Here is a 16,431-nt window from a genome sequence, read left to right on the forward strand (position 1 = left end):
GAGCCGCGCGTGGGACGTCCCGCGGGACCGCGACCGGGTGGTGGAGCCAAGGGGACTCGAACCCCTAACCCCCTGCTTGCAAAGCAGGTGCGCTACCAATTGCGCCATGGCCCCGTGAGCGACCGGCGTGCGGCCGCACCGGGAGGTGCTGCGTGGGCGAGCCCTACTCGACCGGGTCGGTGACCTCGGCCCACAGGTCCCGGTCGTCGCGCTCGGCGGCGTACCGCGTCCAGGCGACGTATCCCGCGACGGCCACGGCCGTCAGGAGAAGGAGCTTCTTCACGGGTTCCCCCCAGGGCTCGGGAGTGGGCCTAAGAGGACTTGAACCTCTGACCTCTTCCTTATCAGGGAAGCGCTCTAACCGTCTGAGCTATAGGCCCGTGGCACGGCTGGCGTGCCGGACGAGACTACCCCAGCAGGGGCTGCCCGCCCAAACCGCGGGTCACTCGTCCGTCATCGTGACGTGCACGCCACCGACCAGCGCGGCGGTGATGTTGTACAGGAACGCCCCGATGGTGGACAGCGCGGTGATGAGGAAGACGTCGACGACCGCGACGAGCGTCGCCACCGAGATGACCCGGTCGAACTCGACGTACTGCATGAGGTCGAAGTCGGAGTCCGCGAGGATCTCGACGATCAGGCCGTTGAGCTTGGCGAACACCTCGAGCCCGTCGAGCGTCAGCCACACCACCGCGGCCGCGACGACGATCATGATGCCGATCGCGACGGACATGAGGAACGACAGCTTCATGACCGACCACGGGTCCACCCGGGAGATCGCGAGCCGGACGCGCCGCGGACCGGAGCCGCTCAGCGACGGGCGCGGGGCGGCCGCGGCGTCGGCGTCACGCGCGGGGCGCGCCGCCGGCTTCGTGGCGGTCGCGGTGCCGGAGGCCGTGCCGCCGGCGGGGGAGGCGGACGGCGCCGCCGGCCCGGAGGGCGCACCGGCGGGCTTGCCCGACGTCGCGGGCTTGCCGCTCGCGGGCCTGGCCGGGGCGGACGCCGAGCCGCGGGGCGCGGTGGGCGTGGCCTGCGTGGACCCGGCGCCGCGCGGCGAGGTCTCGGTGGCCGTGCGGCCGCCCGACGGCTTCTCGGACGCGTCCCCGGCCTTGCGCGGCGGGATCGACGGAGGCGTGTCGCTCACGCATCCTCCTCGGAGGTCTCGTCAGCCACCGGGGCTTCCGGAGCTGTGGTGGCGCTGGTGTCCTCGAGGGCAGCGGATGCCACGTCCGGCTCGCCCGTCGACCCCACGGTACCCGCCTCGTCGCCGAGGTGACGCTCGATGTTGCGCGCGACGGCGATGATCCGGTCGCCGTTGTCGGGCTTCGCGAAGATGACGCCCTGCGTCGTGCGGCCGGTCGCGTTCACCTCGGAGGTGGCGGAGCGCACGATCTTGCCGCGCTCCATGATGACCAGCACCTCGTCGTCCGCGTCGGTGACGAGGGCGCCGACCAGGTCGCCGTTCGCCTCCGGCAGGTTCGCGACCTTGATGCCGAGACCGCCGCGGCCCTGCACGCGGTAGTTCTCCACGGTCAGCGCGGTGCGCTTGGCGATGCCGCCCTGGGTCACCGTGAACAGGAACGCCTCCTCGCGGACGACGTCCATGGCCAGCAGCTCGTCGTCCGCGCGGAACTTCATGCCCGTGACGCCGGACGTCGCGCGTCCCATGGGGCGCAGCGCCTCGTCGGTGGCCGTGAACCGCAGCGACTGGCCCTTGCGGGAGACGAGGATCAGGTCGTTCACCGAGTCGACGATGCGGGCCGAGACCAGCTCGTCCGGCAGGCCGTTCTCGTCCTCGCGGAGGTTGATCGCGATGACGCCGCCGGACCGGTTGGAGTCGTACTCGGTCAGGCGGGTCTTCTTGACCAGGCCGCGCTTGGTGGCGAGCACCAGGTACTCCGCCTGGTCGTAGTCGCGCAGGTCCAGGACCTGGGCGATCTTCTCGCCCGGCTGGAACGCCAGCAGGTTCGCGACGTGCTGGCCCTTGGCGTCGCGGCCGCCCTCGGGCAGCTCGTACGCCTTCGCGCGGTACACCCGGCCGAGGTTGGTGAAGAACAGCAGCCAGTGGTGCGTCGTGGTGACGAAGAAGTGGTCGACGATGTCGTCCTCGCGCAGCTGCGCGCCGCGGACGCCCTTGCCGCCGCGCCGCTGCGCCCGGTAGTTGTCCGACCGGGTGCGCTTCGCGTAGCCGCCGCGGGTGATGGTGACGACCATCTCCTCCTCGGCGATGAGGTCCTCGACCGACACCTCGCCGTCGAACGGCAGGATCGTGGTGCGGCGCTCGTCGCCGTACTTGTCGACGATCTCGTCCATCTCGTCGCGGACGATCCCGCGCTGCCGCTCCGGGGACTCGAGGATCGCGCGGTAGCCCAGGATCTCCTGCTCGAGCTTGGCGTAGTCGTCGAGGATCTTCTGCCGCTCGAGCGCGGCGAGCCGGCGCAGCTGGAGGGTGAGGATCGCGTTCGCCTGGACCTCGTCGATGTCCAGCAGCGCCATCAGGCCGGTGCGTGCCTCGTCGGCGTCGGGGGAGCGGCGGATGAGCGCGATGACCTCGTCCAGCGCGTCGAGCGCCTTGAGGTAGCCGCGGTAGATGTGGATCTGCTCCTCGGCCTTGCGCAGCCGGAAGCTGGTCCGCCGGACGATGACGTCGAGCTGGTGGGTGGTCCAGTGCCGGATGAACGCGTCGAGGCTGAGCGTGCGCGGCACGCCGTCGACCAGCGCGAGCATGTTCGCGCCGAACGTGTCCTGCAGCTGGGTGTGCTTGTACAGGTTGTTCAGCACGACCTTGGCGACCGCGTCGCGCTTGAGCACGATGACCAGGCGCTGGCCGGTGCGGCCCGAGGTCTCGTCGCGGATGTCGGCGATGCCCTGGACGCGGTTCTCGCGGACCAGGTCGGCGATCTTCTTCGCGAGGGTGTCCGGGTTGACCTGGTACGGCAGCTCGGTGACGACCAGGCAGATGCGGCCCTGGATCTCCTCGACCTCGACGACCGCGCGCATCGTGATGGAGCCGCGCCCCGTGCGGTACGCCTCCTCGATGCCCTTGTGGCCGAGGATCGTCGCGCCGGTCGGGAAGTCCGGCCCCTTGATGCGCGTGAGGAGGGCCGCGAGCAGCTCCTCCTTGGACGCCTCGGGGTTGTCGAGGTGCCAGCGCACGCCCTCCGCGACCTCGCGCAGGTTGTGCGGCGGGATGTTGGTCGCCATGCCGACCGCGATGCCCGCGGAGCCGTTGACCAGCAGGTTCGGGAACCGCGACGGCAGGATCGACGGCTCCTGGGTGCGGCCGTCGTAGTTGTCCTGGAAGTCGACGGTGTCCTCGTCGATGTCCCGGACCATCTCCATGGCGAGCGGGGCCATCTTGCACTCGGTGTACCGCGGGGCGGCGGCCGGGTCGTCACCGGGGGAGCCGAAGTTGCCCTGGCCGGCGACCAGCGGGTACCGCAGCGACCAGTCCTGCACCAGGCGGACCAGGGCGTCGTAGATCGCCGTGTCGCCGTGCGGGTGGTACTTGCCCATGACGTCGCCGACGACGCGCGAGCACTTCGAGAACTGGCGGTCCGGGCGGTAGCCGCCGTCGTACATGGCGTACAGGACGCGGCGGTGCACCGGCTTGAGGCCGTCGCGGACGTCCGGGAGCGCGCGGCCCACGATGACGGCCATCGCGTAGTCCAGGTAGGACCGCTGCATCTCGAGCTGCAGGTCCACCTGGTCGATGCGGCCGTGCTCGATGTTGTCGCCGGTCAGCTCTGTCACAGGTCAGGGTCCTTCGGTGGGACGGGGCCCGGCACGCACGCAGCCGGCCGGGCGGGTCGGGCAGGTCAGATGTCGAGGAACCGCACGTCGCGCGCGTTGCGCTGGATGAACGAGCGGCGGGACTCGACGTCCTCGCCCATGAGCACGGAGAAGATCTCGTCCGCCGCGGCCGCCTCGTCGAGGGTGACCTGCAGCAGGGTGCGGTGCTCGGGGGACATGGTGGTCTCCCAGAGCTCCGAGTAGTCCATCTCGCCCAGACCCTTGTAGCGCTGGATCCCGTTGTCCTTGGGGATCCGCTTGCCGTTCGCCTGGCCGTCGGCGAGCACGGCGTCCCGCTCCCGGTCGGAGTACACGTAGTCGTGCGGGGCGTTCGACCACTTGATGCGGAACAGCGGCGGCTGCGCCATGTACACGTGGCCCTTGAGGATCAGCTCGGGCATGTACCGGTACAGCAGCGTCAGCAGCAGCGTGCGGATGTGCTGGCCGTCGACGTCGGCGTCGGCCATGAGCACGATCTTGTGGTACCGCAGCTTCGACAGGTCGAAGTCCTCGCCGATGCCCGTGCCGAACGCCGTGATGAGCGCCTGGACCTCGGCGTTGCCGAGCGCCCGGTCGAGGCGGGCCCGCTCGACGTTGAGGATCTTGCCGCGCAGCGGGAGGATCGCCTGGGTCTGCGGGTTGCGCCCGCGGACCGCCGAGCCGCCGGCGGAGTCGCCCTCGACGATGAAGATCTCGCACTCGGCCGGGTTGTTGGACTGGCAGTCCTTGAGCTTGCCGGGCATCGAGTTCGACTCGAGCAGGCCCTTGCGGCGGGTGGCCTCGCGCGCCTTGCGGGCGGCGATGCGTGCCTGGCTGGCCTGGATGGCCTTGCGGATGACGTCCCGCGCCTCGGTCGGGTGCGAGTCCAGCCAGTCGCCGAGCTGCTCGTTGACGACGCGCTGCACGAACGTCTTGGCCTCGGTGTTGCCGAGCTTGGTCTTGGTCTGGCCCTCGAACTGCGGCTCGCCGAGCTTGACCGAGATGACCGCCGTGAGGCCCTCGCGGATGTCGTCGCCCGTGAGGTTGTCGTCCTTGTCCTTGAGGATGCCCTTGTCGCGCGCGTAGCGGTTGACCAGCGAGGTCATCGCCGCGCGGAAGCCCTCCTCGTGCGTGCCGCCCTCGGTGGTCGAGATCGTGTTGGCGTACGTGTGCACCGACTCGGAGTACGCGCTCGTCCACTGCAGCGCGATCTCGACCGAGATCTTGCGCTCGGTGTCCTCGGCCTCGAAGTCGATGACCTCGGGGTGCACCAGGTCGACCTTCTTCGCGGAGTTCAGGTGCTTGACGTAGTCGACCAGGCCGCCGTCGTACTTGTAGACCACCGTGCGGGCGGCGGCCGGGGCCGCGTCGTCGCTCCCCGCGACCTCGTCCTCGGTGTCGGCGTGCTGCGGGCGCTCGTCCGTGAGCGTGATCCGCAGGCCCTTGTTGAGGAACGCCATCTGCTGGAACCGCGAGCGCAGCGTCTCGAAGTCGTAGTCGACGGTCTCGAAGATGCCGGGGTCGGCCCAGAACGTCTGCGACGTGCCGGTCTCCTGCGTGGGCTCGCCGCGGCGGAGCTCGCCGGCCGGCTTGCCGCCGTCCTCGAAGTCCTGCTCCCACGTGTAGCCGTCGCGCTTGACGACGGTCTGGACCCGCGTGGACAGGGCGTTGACGACGGAGATGCCGACGCCGTGCAGACCGCCGGAGACCGCGTAGCCGCCGCCGCCGAACTTGCCGCCCGCGTGCAGGATGGTCATGACGACCTCGACCGTCGGGCGGCCCTCGGTCGGGTGGATCGCGACGGGGATGCCACGGCCGTTGTCGACCACGCGCACGCCGCCGTCGGCGAGCAGCGTGACCTCGATGTGGTCGCAGTAGCCGGCGAGCGCCTCGTCGACCGAGTTGTCGACGACCTCGTAGACGAGGTGGTGCAGGCCGCGCTCACCGGTGGAGCCGATGTACATGCCGGGACGCTTGCGGACGGCCTCGAGGCCCTCGAGCACCGTGATCGCGGAGGCGTCGTAGGCGGGAGTCCCGTCCACCGCCCTCGCCGGTGCGTTCGGGTCGTCGACGGCAGGTCCGGTGGAGGGGCTCTGGTCAGCCACGGGCGGTGGTGCTCCTCAGTTCTCACACGCGGCGGAGGCGCCCCTCTGCCCGGCGGGAGAGCGGATCACTCCACGACGACGGAGATCGTGCGTCCTGGACCGGCGCAGACGCGCCAGGATGTCACTCCACAGTGTACCCGGCCCCGCGCCGGAACCCCCGTCGAACCGCGGGCCTGTGGATGCGTTCCCGCGGGCCCGTCCCGCGGGGTCAGCCCCAGGTGTCCCGCGCGCCGCGCCCGCGCACCGAGCGCCTGCCGCGGCCGAAGCCCGGACCGGCCGGTCCCAGCACCCTGACCTCCTGGACCACGCCCTCGCCGACGTCCTCCGACAGCCGCCGGACCAGCTGCGGCGCGAGCAGCTTGAGCTGCTGGGCCCACGCCGAGGAGTCCGTCCGCACCACCAGCACCCCCTCGGTGAACGTCTCCGGCGTGCAGTGGTCGGCGATCTGGTCGCCCACGACGTCCCGCCAGCGGCCGATCACCCCGCCGACGGACACCTCCTGCACCCAGCCGCGGTCGCGGAACAGCGAGGCCATCGTGCTGGACACCGTCTGCGGGTCGCGGGGGTGCAGGCCGGGGCCCCCGCGCTCGGCCGGCGACAGGGGCGAGCGGCCGCGCGCCTGCTCGCCGGGGCGGTACCCCTTCGAGCGGGCGACCGCACGGAACCGCGCGAGGGAGGTGCGGGCCATCTGGGCGGGCGGTGTGACGTCGAGCTGCTCGCACACGGGGACGGCGGGGTCGAGCACGGGGGAGCCGGTCGAGGCGTCGGGTGCGTCACCGGCGGCCGGCCCTCCGGCCGGGTCCTCGGGGGCGGTCCCGCCCGGGACGTCAGGCGACGACACGGGCGACCTCCGACGCCAGCACGTCGAACCGCGCGCCCGCCAGGCGGTCCGGGACGTCGCCCGGCACCGCCGCCGTGACGAACACCTGCCGCGCCCCGGCGACCATCTCCGCCAGGCGCGCCCGCCTCCGGGCGTCGAGCTCGGCGAACACGTCGTCGAGCATGAGCACCGGCTCGCCGTCCGGCCCGCTGTCCGCGACCCAGAGCGCCGCCGGGTCGTCGTCCGTCCCCGCGCGCGGGCCGTGCGTGAGCAGGTCGTACGACGCGAGCCGCAGCGCCAGGGCGAACGACCAGGACTCGCCGTGGCTGGCGTAGCCCTTCGCCGGGAGGTCGCCCAGCACGAGCGTCAGGTCGTCGCGGTGCGGGCCGACCAGGCAGACGCCGCGCTCCAGCTCCTTCGGGCGGACGCGCGCCAGGGCCTCGAGCATCTGCGCCTCGACCTCGGCGTGACCCGCGCCGGCGTGCGGCCCGGCGCCGGGTGCCCGGGGAGCGGGGTCGGCGTCCTCCCCGGCCCCGAGGGTCGACGCGAGCGACGACCGGTAGTCCACGCGGGCCGCCCCCTGGCCCTCGCTCACGCGCTCGTACGCGTCGCCCACGTACGGGTCGAGGGCAGTCACCACCGCCTGCCGGGCCACGACCACCCGGGCCCCGAGCTCCGCCAGCTTCGCGTCCCAGACGTCCAGCGTGCTCAGGTCGAGGTTCGCGCGGGAGCCGCGGTAGCCGGCCGCCGACTTCAGCAGCGCGGTGCGCTGCCGCACCACGCGGTCGTACTCGGAGAACACACCCGCGAGCCGCGGCGTGACCTGCACCGCCAGCTCGTCCACGAAGCGCCGGCGGCCGTCCGGGTCCCCCTTGACCAGCGCGAGGTCCTCCGGCGCGAACAGCACCGACCGCAGCGCGCCGACCACGTCGCGGGCCCGCGACGGCGCGCCGTTGAGCTTCACGCGGTTGGACCGGCCCGACCCGAGCTGGATGTCGATCACCAGCGCCCGCTCGGACCCGTCGTCCTGCGCGCGGACGATGCGCGAGCGCACCACGGCCGCCGGCGCGCCCGCCCGCACGAGCGGGGCGTCGGTCGGCACGCGGTGGCTCGAGAACGTCGAGACGTACCCGATCGCCTCGACGAGGTTCGTCTTGCCCTGCCCGTTCGGCCCGACGAGCGCGGTGATCCCCGGCTCGAAGGTCAGGTCGACCTGGTGGTACGACCGGAAGTCCGTCAGGGACAGGTGCGAGACGTACATCGACGCGGCGTCAGCCCTCCGAGCGCACGCCCGACGGGGCGTCGCCGGAGATCGGGGCGCCCGCGGCACGGACGGCGTGCCCGCCGAACTGCTGGCGCAGCGCGGCGACGGCCTTCATGGCCGGCGACTCCTCCTGGCGGGACTGGAACCGGGCGAACAGCGCGGCCGTGATGACCGGGAGCGGGACCGCGGCCTCGATCGCCTCGTCGACCGTCCACCGGCCCTCGCCCGAGTCCGCGACCCAGTCGTCGATCGCCTCGAAGTCCTGGTCCTCCTCGAGCGCCTTGACCAGCAGCTCCAGCAGCCAGGACCGCACGACGGTGCCGCGCTGCCAGGCCTTCATGGTGCCGGCCACGTCCGTGACGATGTCCTTGGCCGCCAGCAGCTCGTAGCCCTCGGCGTACGCCTGCATGAGGCCGTACTCGATGCCGTTGTGCACCATCTTCGCGTAGTGCCCGGCACCCACCGCGCCCGCGTGCACGAAGCCCTCCTCGCGGGGGCCCTCGGGGCGCAGCGCGTCGAACACCGGCATCACGCGCGCGACCTGCTCGGCGTCACCGCCGACCATGAGGCCGTAGCCGTTGGCGAGCCCCCACACGCCGCCCGAGACGCCGACGTCGACGAAGTGGATCCCCCGCTCGCCGAGCTGCGCGGCGTGCCCCTTGTCGTCGCCGAAGTACGAGTTGCCGCCGTCGATGACGAGGTCGCCGGCGCCGAGCAGGCCCGCGAGCTCCTCGATCACGCCGTGCGTGACCTCACCGGCCGGGACCATGACCCAGACGACGCGGTCGCCCTCGGGCAGGGCGGCGACCAGGTCGGCCAGCGACGCGACGTCGGAGACCTCCGGGTTCCGGTCGTACCCCGTGACCTCGATCCCTGCGCGCCGCATCCGGTCGCGCATGTTCGCGCCCATCCTGCCCAGACCCACCAGGCCGATCCGCATCGCTCCACCTCTCGTCGCCCGCACGTCCCCCGCCCCTGCGGGCAGGTCCAGGACGTGGTGTTCGTCCGCCATTGTCCTGCGGCGTCCCGGTGTTGACGACCGATGCCGGGTGCCTCGCCGGTCACACCGGCCTGCGATCGGCCTGCGGCCGGCCCGGCGTCAGGAGGCGAAGCGGATGGGGACCAGCAGGTAGCGGTAGTCCTTGAGGTCCTCGCCCTCGAGCGACTCCTGGCCCGTGAACTCCACCGGCTTGTTGGGGTGCGTGAACGACAGCCGCACGAACGACGTGGTGAGCGCGCCGAGCCCGTCGAGCAGGAACTGCGGGTTGAACGCCACGGCGATGTCCTCGCCGACGAGCGTCGCCTCGAGCGCCTCGGACGCCTGCGCGTCGTCGCCCTGGCCGGCATCGAGGACGACCTGGCCCTCGGTGAACGTCAGGCGGATCGGCGTGTTGCGCTCGGCCACGAGGGCGACGCGCTTCGCCGCGTCCGCCAGCAGCTGGGTGTTGACCACGGCGTGGATGGGCGACTCGTCCGGGAACAGCCGGCGCACGGCCGGGTAGTCGCCGTCGACGAGCAGCGACGTCGTGTGGCGGCCGCCGGCCTCGAACCCGATGAGGTCGACGCCCTGGCCGGTGGCGAGGCCGACGGTCACCGAGCCGGAGGCGCCGAGCGACTTCGCGGCGTCGGACAGCGTGCGGGCGCGGACGAGGGCGACCTCCGAGGCGTCCGGGAAGGCGGGCTTCCACGTCATCTCACGCAGCGCCAGGCGGTAGCGGTCGGTCGCCAGGAGCGTGACCTTCTCGCCCTCGATCTCCACGCGCACGCCGGTGAGCAGGGGGAGGGTGTCGTCACGGCTGGCCGCGACGGTCACCTGGGCGACCGCGCGGGTGAGCTCGTCGCCGTCCACCGTGCCGCTGAGCGGGGGCATGGCGGGCAGCTGCGGGTAGTCCTCGACGGGCATCGTCAGCAGGGTGAAGCGGCTGGCGCCGCAGGTGACGGAGACCTTCGTGCCGTCGAGCGACACGTCCACCGGCTTGGCGGGCAGGGCGCGGGAGATCTCGGCGAGCAGGCGCCCCGACACCAGGACGGTGCCCGGCTCGCTGACGTCGGCAGGGATCTCGGAGCGCGCGGACACCTCGTAGTCGAAGCTCGCGAGACGGAGCGTGCCGTCGGTGTCCGCCTCGATGCGGACGCCGGCCAGGACGGGGACCGGGGGACGGGTGGGCAGGCTGCGGGCGATCCACGTGACGGCTTCTGCGAGGACGTCGCGTTCGACGCGGAACTTCATGCCCCACCCTCTCGGTCGGGGGATCGGAGGATCCCTGCTGGTGCTGCTCGGTGCTCGGCGACCCCCGCGGGGCGCGTCGAGGGCGCTCAGGGGTCCCCCGAACACTACGCGAGTGACCAGGCCTCCGGTACCGACGAACGGGGGCTGTGGATGAGCGTCGCGGGCCTCTGGCGTTCGTCAGGACGGCACCGGAGGGCGGTCGTGGCGTGCGCGGTCGGGTGCCGGCCGACGGCGGGCTCGTCCGGGAGCCTCCTGACGACGGATCCGGCCGCCCCGACGTCGTCCCCAGGGTGGGACGCAGGAGCCCGTGAGCGGTCCGGGGCCGGTGCAGGGGCGGACGGTCCGCGGAGCGCCCGGCAGAGCACTGACGGGTTGTGGATCTTCTCCTTGGGTAACGGTCGTCGTCGTCTTCGCTTCTGTGGAACCTGGGGACCGACGACGTCGTCCCAGGTCAGACGCCCGATCGGCATGTGCACGAACGCTGTGGACCCGCTGGGGACGACGCAGCCGGACGGGGACGGAGCCCGCGGCGTCCTTCTGCGTCCCCAGAACCCGTAGGACGCGTCCACACGAACTGAGGGGGTCATCCACCGGTATCCACAGACTCGTCCACAGGTGTGAGTAATCGTCCCACCGCTCCTTCGTGCTCTGGTTGAGGCTGAGACACGGGACCTCCGGCCCGGGACGCGCAGGACCCCCGCGCGGGCGTCCGGGCGGGGGTCCTGGTGAGGGTCGTGGGGAACGGCGGCGACGGCTCAGCCGCGGCTCTCCTGCTTGATGCGGTTGGTGAGCTCGGTGACCTGGTTGAAGATCGAGCGGCGCTCCGCCATGAGCTCCCGGATCTTCCGGTTCGCGTGCATGACGGTCGTGTGGTCGCGGCCGCCGAACGCCTGGCCGATCTTCGGCAGCGACAGGTCCGTGAGCTCCCGGCACAGGTACATGGCGATCTGCCGGGCCGTGACCAGCACCCGGGAGCGCGACGAGCCGCACAGGTCCTCGATCGTCAGGCCGAAGTACGCCGCGGTCTGGCCGATGACCGCCGTCGCCGTGATGTCGGCCTGGTCCTCGTCGGTGATGAGGTCCTTCAGCACGATCTCCGCCAGCGAGAGGTCCACCTGCTGCCGGTTGAGGTTCGCGAACGCCGTCACCCGGATGAGGGCGCCCTCGAGCTCGCGGATGTTCGTGGAGATCTTCGACGCGATGTACTCCAGCACGTCGTCGGGCGCCTGCAGCTTGTCGTTCGCGGACTTCTTGCGCAGGATCGCGATCCGCGTCTCGAGGTCCGGCGGCTGCACGTCCGTGATGAGGCCCCACTCGAACCGCGACCGCATGCGGTCCTCGAAGCCGTTGAGCTGCTTCGGCGGCAGGTCGGAGGTGATCACGACCTGCTTGTTCGCGTTGTGCAGGGTGTTGAAGGTGTGGAAGAACTCCTCCATCGTCTGTTCCTTGCCCTGCAGGAACTGGATGTCGTCGATGAGCAGGACGTCCACCTCGCGGTAGCGGCGCTGGAACGCGCCGGCCTTGCCCTCGCCGATGGAGTTGATGAAGTCGTTCGTGAACTCCTCGGAGTTCACGTAGCGCACGCGGACCGACGGGTACAGGTTGCGCGCGTAGTGGCCGATCGCGTGCAGCAGGTGCGTCTTGCCGAGCCCGGAGTCGCCGTAGATGAACAGCGGGTTGTACGCCTTCGCGGGTGCCTCGGCGACGGCCACCGCCGCGGCGTGCGCGAAGCGGTTGGACGAGCCGATGACGAAGGTCTCGAACAGGTACTTCGGGTTGAGCCGCGCCGGCTCGACGCTCGGGGTGGGGCCGGCGGGCTCGCGACGGAACGGCTCGGGGCGGGCCGGCTCCGGCACGCTGACCTCGGTAGCCGTGGCCGGGCCGGGGCCGGGGTCGCCGTCCTGGTCCGCCGGCCGTGCCGGGGGCGGGCCGGCGGTGAGCGCCTCGCCGCCGCCGTCGAGCGACGGGTCGACCGTGATGGCGAAACGGGCCTCGCGGCCGAGCGCCGCGGCCAGCGCCTCCGTGACCTCCTGGCGGACGCGCGTCTCCAGGTAGTCCTTGGTGAGGTCGTTGCCGACCGCCAGCAGCATCGTGCCGTCGAGCAGGCCGAGCGGCTTCGCCAGCCGCACGAACGCGAGCTGACGGGGGGTGATGTCGGGGCTCACCTCGAGCTGCGCCATGGCGGCCGACCAGACCTGGCCCAGCTGATCGTCCTGTCCTGACACCTGTACCTCGTCGCTGCCGTCGTGAGTCGCGTGGTCGAGTGTCGCACGCCCCGTCCGTGCGTCCACAGACTTGTCCACACCTGTGGGTCACGCGGGTTCACGCCGGATCCCGGCCGTCGCGGCGGCTGGAGGCCCCCTCAGGTGCGGCGTTGTCCACAGGACCGGACGACTCTGTCCACGGGGTGGGGACCGGTCGCTGCGGGACGCATCGAGCGTCGATGCTAGTGGCCGTCGCAGCCCGGCGGGAGGGGGTGGGCCCGACGGGGTGGGCGCCGCGGCCCGCACCCGGCTCCGTCGCGGTTTGACCCCCGTGCGCGGGCGTCGTAACGTTGACCAGCCTTCCTGATGGCTCCTGCTGGCGTGCCCCGACGTCGGCCGCGTCGACGACGTGGGTACCGGAGCAGTCGAGCACGGGCACACAGACCTGGCCGGACGTCCGGCCGATGCACCGAAGTACTTGGAGACCATCGTGAGCAAGCGGACCTTCCAGCCGAACAACCGGCGTCGCGCCAAGACCCACGGCTTCCGTCTGCGCATGCGGACCCGTGCCGGCCGCGCGATCCTCGCCGCCCGCCGGCGCAAGGGTCGCGCCGAGCTGTCGGCCTGACACCACCGCCGACGCGGTGCTGCCCGCCGCGCACCGGATGCGACGGTCCGCCGACTTCGCGCGGGCCGTCCGCAACGGAGCACGTGCCGGGCGGAACACGCTCGTGGTGCACCTCGTGACGCGAACCGACCCCGGACCTGGTCCGGCGGTCGGTTTCGTCGTGTCCAAGGGGGTGGGCAACGCCGTGACCCGGAACCGGGTCAAGCGGCGCCTCCGTGCGCTCACCGCGGAGCGGCTCGACGGGCTGCCCGCCGACGTCGACGTCGTGGTCCGGGCGCTCGCGCCCGCCGCCGCGGCCGACTACGCGTCGCTCGGGCACGACCTCGACGGTGCCGTGCGCAGCGCGTCGCGGCGGCTGACCGGGCGTGCGGGGGACCGGCGATGACCTCGTCAGCCCCGCCCGTGCCCGGGTCCGCCCGTCCCGCGTCCCGTGCGCTCGCCCGCGCGGCGCGAGCCGTGGTGCGCGCTCCGCGGCGCCTGCTCGTGCTGCTGATCCGCGTCTACCAGCGGTTCCTGTCGCCGCTCACCCCGCCGACCTGCCGGTTCTACCCGTCGTGCTCCGCGTACGCCGTGATCGCCCTCGAGCGGCACGGCGTCCTCAAGGGCACGCGGCTGGCGGTCTGGCGGATCCTGCGCTGCAACCCGTGGAACCCGGGCGGCGTCGACGACGTTCCACCGGCGGGGTCGCACCGTCGACACCCGCACGGCGCGGTCGCCTCCGCGCACTGATCACCTGGAGAGTTCCCCGATGAGCTGGTTCGACGGCCTGCTGTACCCGATCATGGTCGTGGTCGCCTGGATCATGGTCCAGTTCCACTCGTTCTTCGACTGGATCGGGCTCGACCCGGCGGGCGGGACGGCGTGGGCGCTGTCGATCGTCGGCCTCGTGATCGTCATGCGGATCATCCTGATCCCGCTGTTCTTCAAGCAGATCAAGGCGTCCCGCGGCATGCAGATGCTCGCGCCGGACATGAAGAAGATCCAGGCGAAGTACAAGGGCAAGACCGACCCGGCGTCCCGTGAGGCCATGAGCCGCGAGACGATGGAGCTGTACCGCAAGCACGGCACCAACCCGTTCTCGTCCTGCCTGCCGATCCTGGCCCAGTCGCCGATCTTCTTCGCGCTGTTCCGCGTGCTGAACTCGCTGCCGCAGCTCGCCGCCGGGGACTACCCGCGCGCCAACCTCGGCCCGCTGAACCAGCAGCTGGCGGCCCAGGCCGAGAGCGCGACGATCCTCGGCGCTCCGCTGTCGGCGACCTTCATGAACGCGACGCAGTTCGGCGACGCGGCCACGAACGTGCGGATCGTCACCATCCTGCTGGTGGTCGCGATGTCGCTGACCACGTTCACCACGCAGCGCCAGCTCACGATGAAGAACATGCCGCCGGCCGCCCTCGAGGGCCCGATGGCGCAGCAGCAGAAGCTGCTCATGTACGTCTTCCCGCTGATCTTCGCCTTCTCGGGCGTGAACTTCCCGATCGGTGTGCTGATCTACTGGACCACCACGAACCTGTGGTCGATGGGCCAGCAGTTCTACACGATCCGTCGCATGCCGGCGCCGGGCTCGCAGGCCGAGGCGGCCCTCAAGGCGCGCCAGGCCAAGCGGGCGGCCGCCAAGGGCGTGTCGATCGAGGAGGACGGCGACGTCCTCACGATCGAGGAGCGCCCCGTCAGCGGTCAGCGCCAGCAGCCCGTGCGCAAGGACCGCGCGAAGAAGCGGCCCGCGGCCGGAGGCACCGCGCCTCGCCCGACGGTGACGCCGTCGGCCGGTGCGGGCACCACGTCCGGTGGCAGCCCGGCGCGGCCGGCCGGTGCGAAGGCCTCGGGTGCGGGCACGGCCGGCGGCGCCGGCACCGCGCCTGCGGCGAAGAAGAAGCGCACGGGCTCCGGCGGGTCCGGTAGCAAGGGCGGCACGGCCGCGGGTGGCAAGGGCTCGCCGTCGACCGGCGCGTCCGGGTCCGCCCGCCCCGACGGCTCGACCGACGACTGAGACCTCGCGCCCCCGGCGCGCCCCTGTCCCCAGCAAGGAGCTGACATGACGACACCCACCGACGCCCCCGACGAGGCCGGCGCGGGCTCGCGCCTCGAGGAGGAGGGCGAGATCGCCGCCGACTACCTCGAGGAGCTGCTGGACATCGCCGACCTCGACGGCGACATCGACATCGACGTCGACCACGGCCGTGCGGCGGTGGAGATCGTGGCCGAGGAGGGCGGCGAGCGCGCACTGCGCCGCCTCGTGGGCCAGGACGGCGAGGTGCTGGACGCGCTGCAGGAGCTGACGCGGCTCGCGGTGCAGGCGAAGACCGGCGACCGGAGCCGGCTCATGCTCGACATCGCCGGCTACCGTGCAGCGCGCAAGGCCGAGCTCGTCACCGTCGCCGAGCGGGCCATCGCGGAGGTGCGGGAGAGCGGCGCCCCGGTGTCGCTCGAGCCGATGAACCCGTTCGAGCGCAAGGTCGTGCACGACGCGGTCGCCGCCGCGGGCCTCACGTCCGACTCGGAGGGCGTCGAGCCGGCGCGGTACGTGGTGGTCAAGCCCGCGGAGTGAGCGCGATCGGACCCGGCGCGGCAGCGGTCGGAGTTCGTCAGGAAGCGATGAGAGGCCGGTCCCGTTCGGGATCGGCCTCTCGTGCGTCCTCGCGGCACGCTCTCAGAGGCTCTGGACGAAGCGCTGATTCGGGACTTCGAGTGGCGGCATGTGTGTGCGCGGCGGGTTTCGGTCATGTCCAGCGGTCCGGCTCCTGAGCCCGGTCGGGGCGCGTGGTCGGGTGCGGGGGCGCCGTCCGGCGCGTGCGCGTCGCTCCGAGGCGGGCACTGAGGCGCCGGCGGGATCGGTGGGGGCGGGCGGCCGGTGGAACGCAGACCTGTTGCGCTGTTCGCGCGGGTCGTCGGTCGAGGCAGCTGTGCGGGAGCTGCGGAGCCGGTCAGGGTGCCTGTGTGGAGATCGACTGCTGGCATCGAGGTCGACGGGCGGAGACCGCTGGCGCTGGCACACATGCCGGTGCGACTCCGTCTTGTCATCGCCGACCTCGCGTGCTCGGGGGAGGCCGCGGGTGATTCGCCGCTCGGCAGGGATGCGTCCCGCCGGGGAGACGTCGACCGCTCGGTGGGCTGCACCTGCGGTCCTCTCCTGCTTGCCACGGTGGCGGGCTTGTGACGGAGGGCGAGCTTGACGCCTCTCTCGCAGAGTGGCCCGCTGTTCCACGTGAAACCGGCGTGCGTGCCTCACGGAGCGCCGTCCGCGGAACGGCTCAGGCTCCCGAACCGCAGTGGGTGCCCGGGCGGGCGTCGCCACGAGGCATCGATTGAGAGCGTGTCGGGTGCCCGGCCGGATAGCCATGTCGCGGATCGGTGCCCTCTGGGTCGCCACTGCGGGGTCGTGGTCGTTCCACGCGAAACACGAGCTCTG

The 16,431-nt window shown here is 72.1% G+C and carries 14 protein-coding genes and 2 tRNA genes; 5 read left to right on the forward strand and 11 right to left on the reverse strand.

Features of this window, described 5'->3' with window-relative positions; translation table 11 throughout:
- Positions 1 to 38: 38 nt before the first annotated feature.
- The 11 genes from P9841_RS10980 to dnaA all read right to left on the reverse strand — a co-directional run bounded on the left by P9841_RS10980 (position 39) and on the right by dnaA (position 12,370).
- Positions 39 to 114 (reverse strand) — tRNA-Ala (locus P9841_RS10980).
- A 49-nt stretch (positions 115 to 163) separates the two neighbouring features.
- On the reverse strand, positions 164 to 283 hold the full coding sequence (locus P9841_RS10985; RefSeq protein ID WP_222170890.1) for a DLW-39 family protein: 120 nt from the start codon (positions 281 to 283) through the stop codon (positions 164 to 166).
- 23 nt (positions 284 to 306) lie between these two features.
- Positions 307 to 380, reverse strand: a tRNA-Ile gene (locus P9841_RS10990).
- Positions 381 to 442: 62 nt separating this feature from the next.
- Positions 443 to 1,144: a DUF3566 domain-containing protein gene (locus tag P9841_RS10995; protein ID WP_283318731.1), complete on the reverse strand. Its 702-nt coding sequence runs from the start codon at positions 1,142 to 1,144 to the stop codon at positions 443 to 445.
- Complete coding sequence (gene gyrA / locus P9841_RS11000) at positions 1,141 to 3,753, reverse strand: DNA gyrase subunit A (RefSeq protein ID WP_283318732.1); 2,613 nt, start codon at positions 3,751 to 3,753, stop codon at positions 1,141 to 1,143. The genes P9841_RS10995 and gyrA overlap by 4 nt, the downstream gene beginning before the upstream one ends.
- Before the next feature lie 65 nt (positions 3,754 to 3,818).
- Complete coding sequence (gyrB, locus tag P9841_RS11005; RefSeq protein ID WP_502847497.1) at positions 3,819 to 5,876, reverse strand: DNA topoisomerase (ATP-hydrolyzing) subunit B; 2,058 nt, start codon at positions 5,874 to 5,876, stop codon at positions 3,819 to 3,821.
- 208 nt (positions 5,877 to 6,084) lie between these two features.
- Complete coding sequence (locus P9841_RS11010; protein ID WP_283318733.1) at positions 6,085 to 6,717, reverse strand: DciA family protein; 633 nt, start codon at positions 6,715 to 6,717, stop codon at positions 6,085 to 6,087.
- A complete protein-coding gene (gene recF / locus P9841_RS11015; RefSeq protein WP_283318734.1) occupies positions 6,704 to 7,957 on the reverse strand; it encodes a DNA replication/repair protein RecF in 1,254 nt (417 codons plus the stop codon). Before recF ends, P9841_RS11010 begins: the two co-directional genes overlap by 14 nt.
- Positions 7,958 to 7,967: 10 nt before the next feature.
- Positions 7,968 to 8,900, reverse strand: a complete 933-nt coding sequence (gene gnd / locus P9841_RS11020) for a phosphogluconate dehydrogenase (NAD(+)-dependent, decarboxylating) (protein ID WP_283318735.1) — start codon at positions 8,898 to 8,900, stop codon at positions 7,968 to 7,970.
- 159 nt (positions 8,901 to 9,059) lie between these two features.
- Complete coding sequence (gene dnaN, locus P9841_RS11025) at positions 9,060 to 10,190, reverse strand: DNA polymerase III subunit beta (protein ID WP_283318736.1); 1,131 nt, start codon at positions 10,188 to 10,190, stop codon at positions 9,060 to 9,062.
- 755 nt (positions 10,191 to 10,945) lie between these two features.
- Positions 10,946 to 12,370, reverse strand: coding sequence for a chromosomal replication initiator protein DnaA (gene dnaA, locus P9841_RS11030; RefSeq protein WP_502848890.1), 1,425 nt, complete (start codon positions 12,368 to 12,370; stop codon positions 10,946 to 10,948).
- A gap of 514 nt (positions 12,371 to 12,884) precedes the next feature.
- Here dnaA and rpmH point away from each other — a divergent pair.
- From rpmH to P9841_RS11055, 5 genes are read left to right on the forward strand one after another with little or no spacing between them, the layout of a single operon-like run.
- Positions 12,885 to 13,022: a 50S ribosomal protein L34 gene (rpmH, locus tag P9841_RS11035; RefSeq protein ID WP_010849920.1), complete on the forward strand. Its 138-nt coding sequence runs from the start codon at positions 12,885 to 12,887 to the stop codon at positions 13,020 to 13,022.
- 16 nt (positions 13,023 to 13,038) lie between these two features.
- Positions 13,039 to 13,407, forward strand: coding sequence for a ribonuclease P protein component (gene rnpA / locus P9841_RS11040; RefSeq protein WP_283318738.1), 369 nt, complete (start codon positions 13,039 to 13,041; stop codon positions 13,405 to 13,407).
- The gene (yidD, locus tag P9841_RS11045; RefSeq protein ID WP_283318739.1) at positions 13,404 to 13,751 is read left to right on the forward strand and encodes a membrane protein insertion efficiency factor YidD; all 348 of its coding nucleotides are present in this window, start codon (positions 13,404 to 13,406) and stop codon (positions 13,749 to 13,751) included. The genes rnpA and yidD overlap by 4 nt, the downstream gene beginning before the upstream one ends.
- Positions 13,752 to 13,770: 19 nt before the next feature.
- Positions 13,771 to 15,012, forward strand: coding sequence for a membrane protein insertase YidC (yidC, locus tag P9841_RS11050; RefSeq protein ID WP_283318740.1), 1,242 nt, complete (start codon positions 13,771 to 13,773; stop codon positions 15,010 to 15,012).
- A gap of 45 nt (positions 15,013 to 15,057) precedes the next feature.
- On the forward strand, positions 15,058 to 15,570 hold the full coding sequence (locus P9841_RS11055; protein ID WP_283318741.1) for a Jag family protein: 513 nt from the start codon (positions 15,058 to 15,060) through the stop codon (positions 15,568 to 15,570).
- Positions 15,571 to 16,431: the final 861 nt, after the last annotated feature.

Source organism: Cellulomonas sp. ES6, assembly GCF_030053835.1.
GTDB lineage: Bacteria > Actinomycetota > Actinomycetes > Actinomycetales > Cellulomonadaceae > Cellulomonas.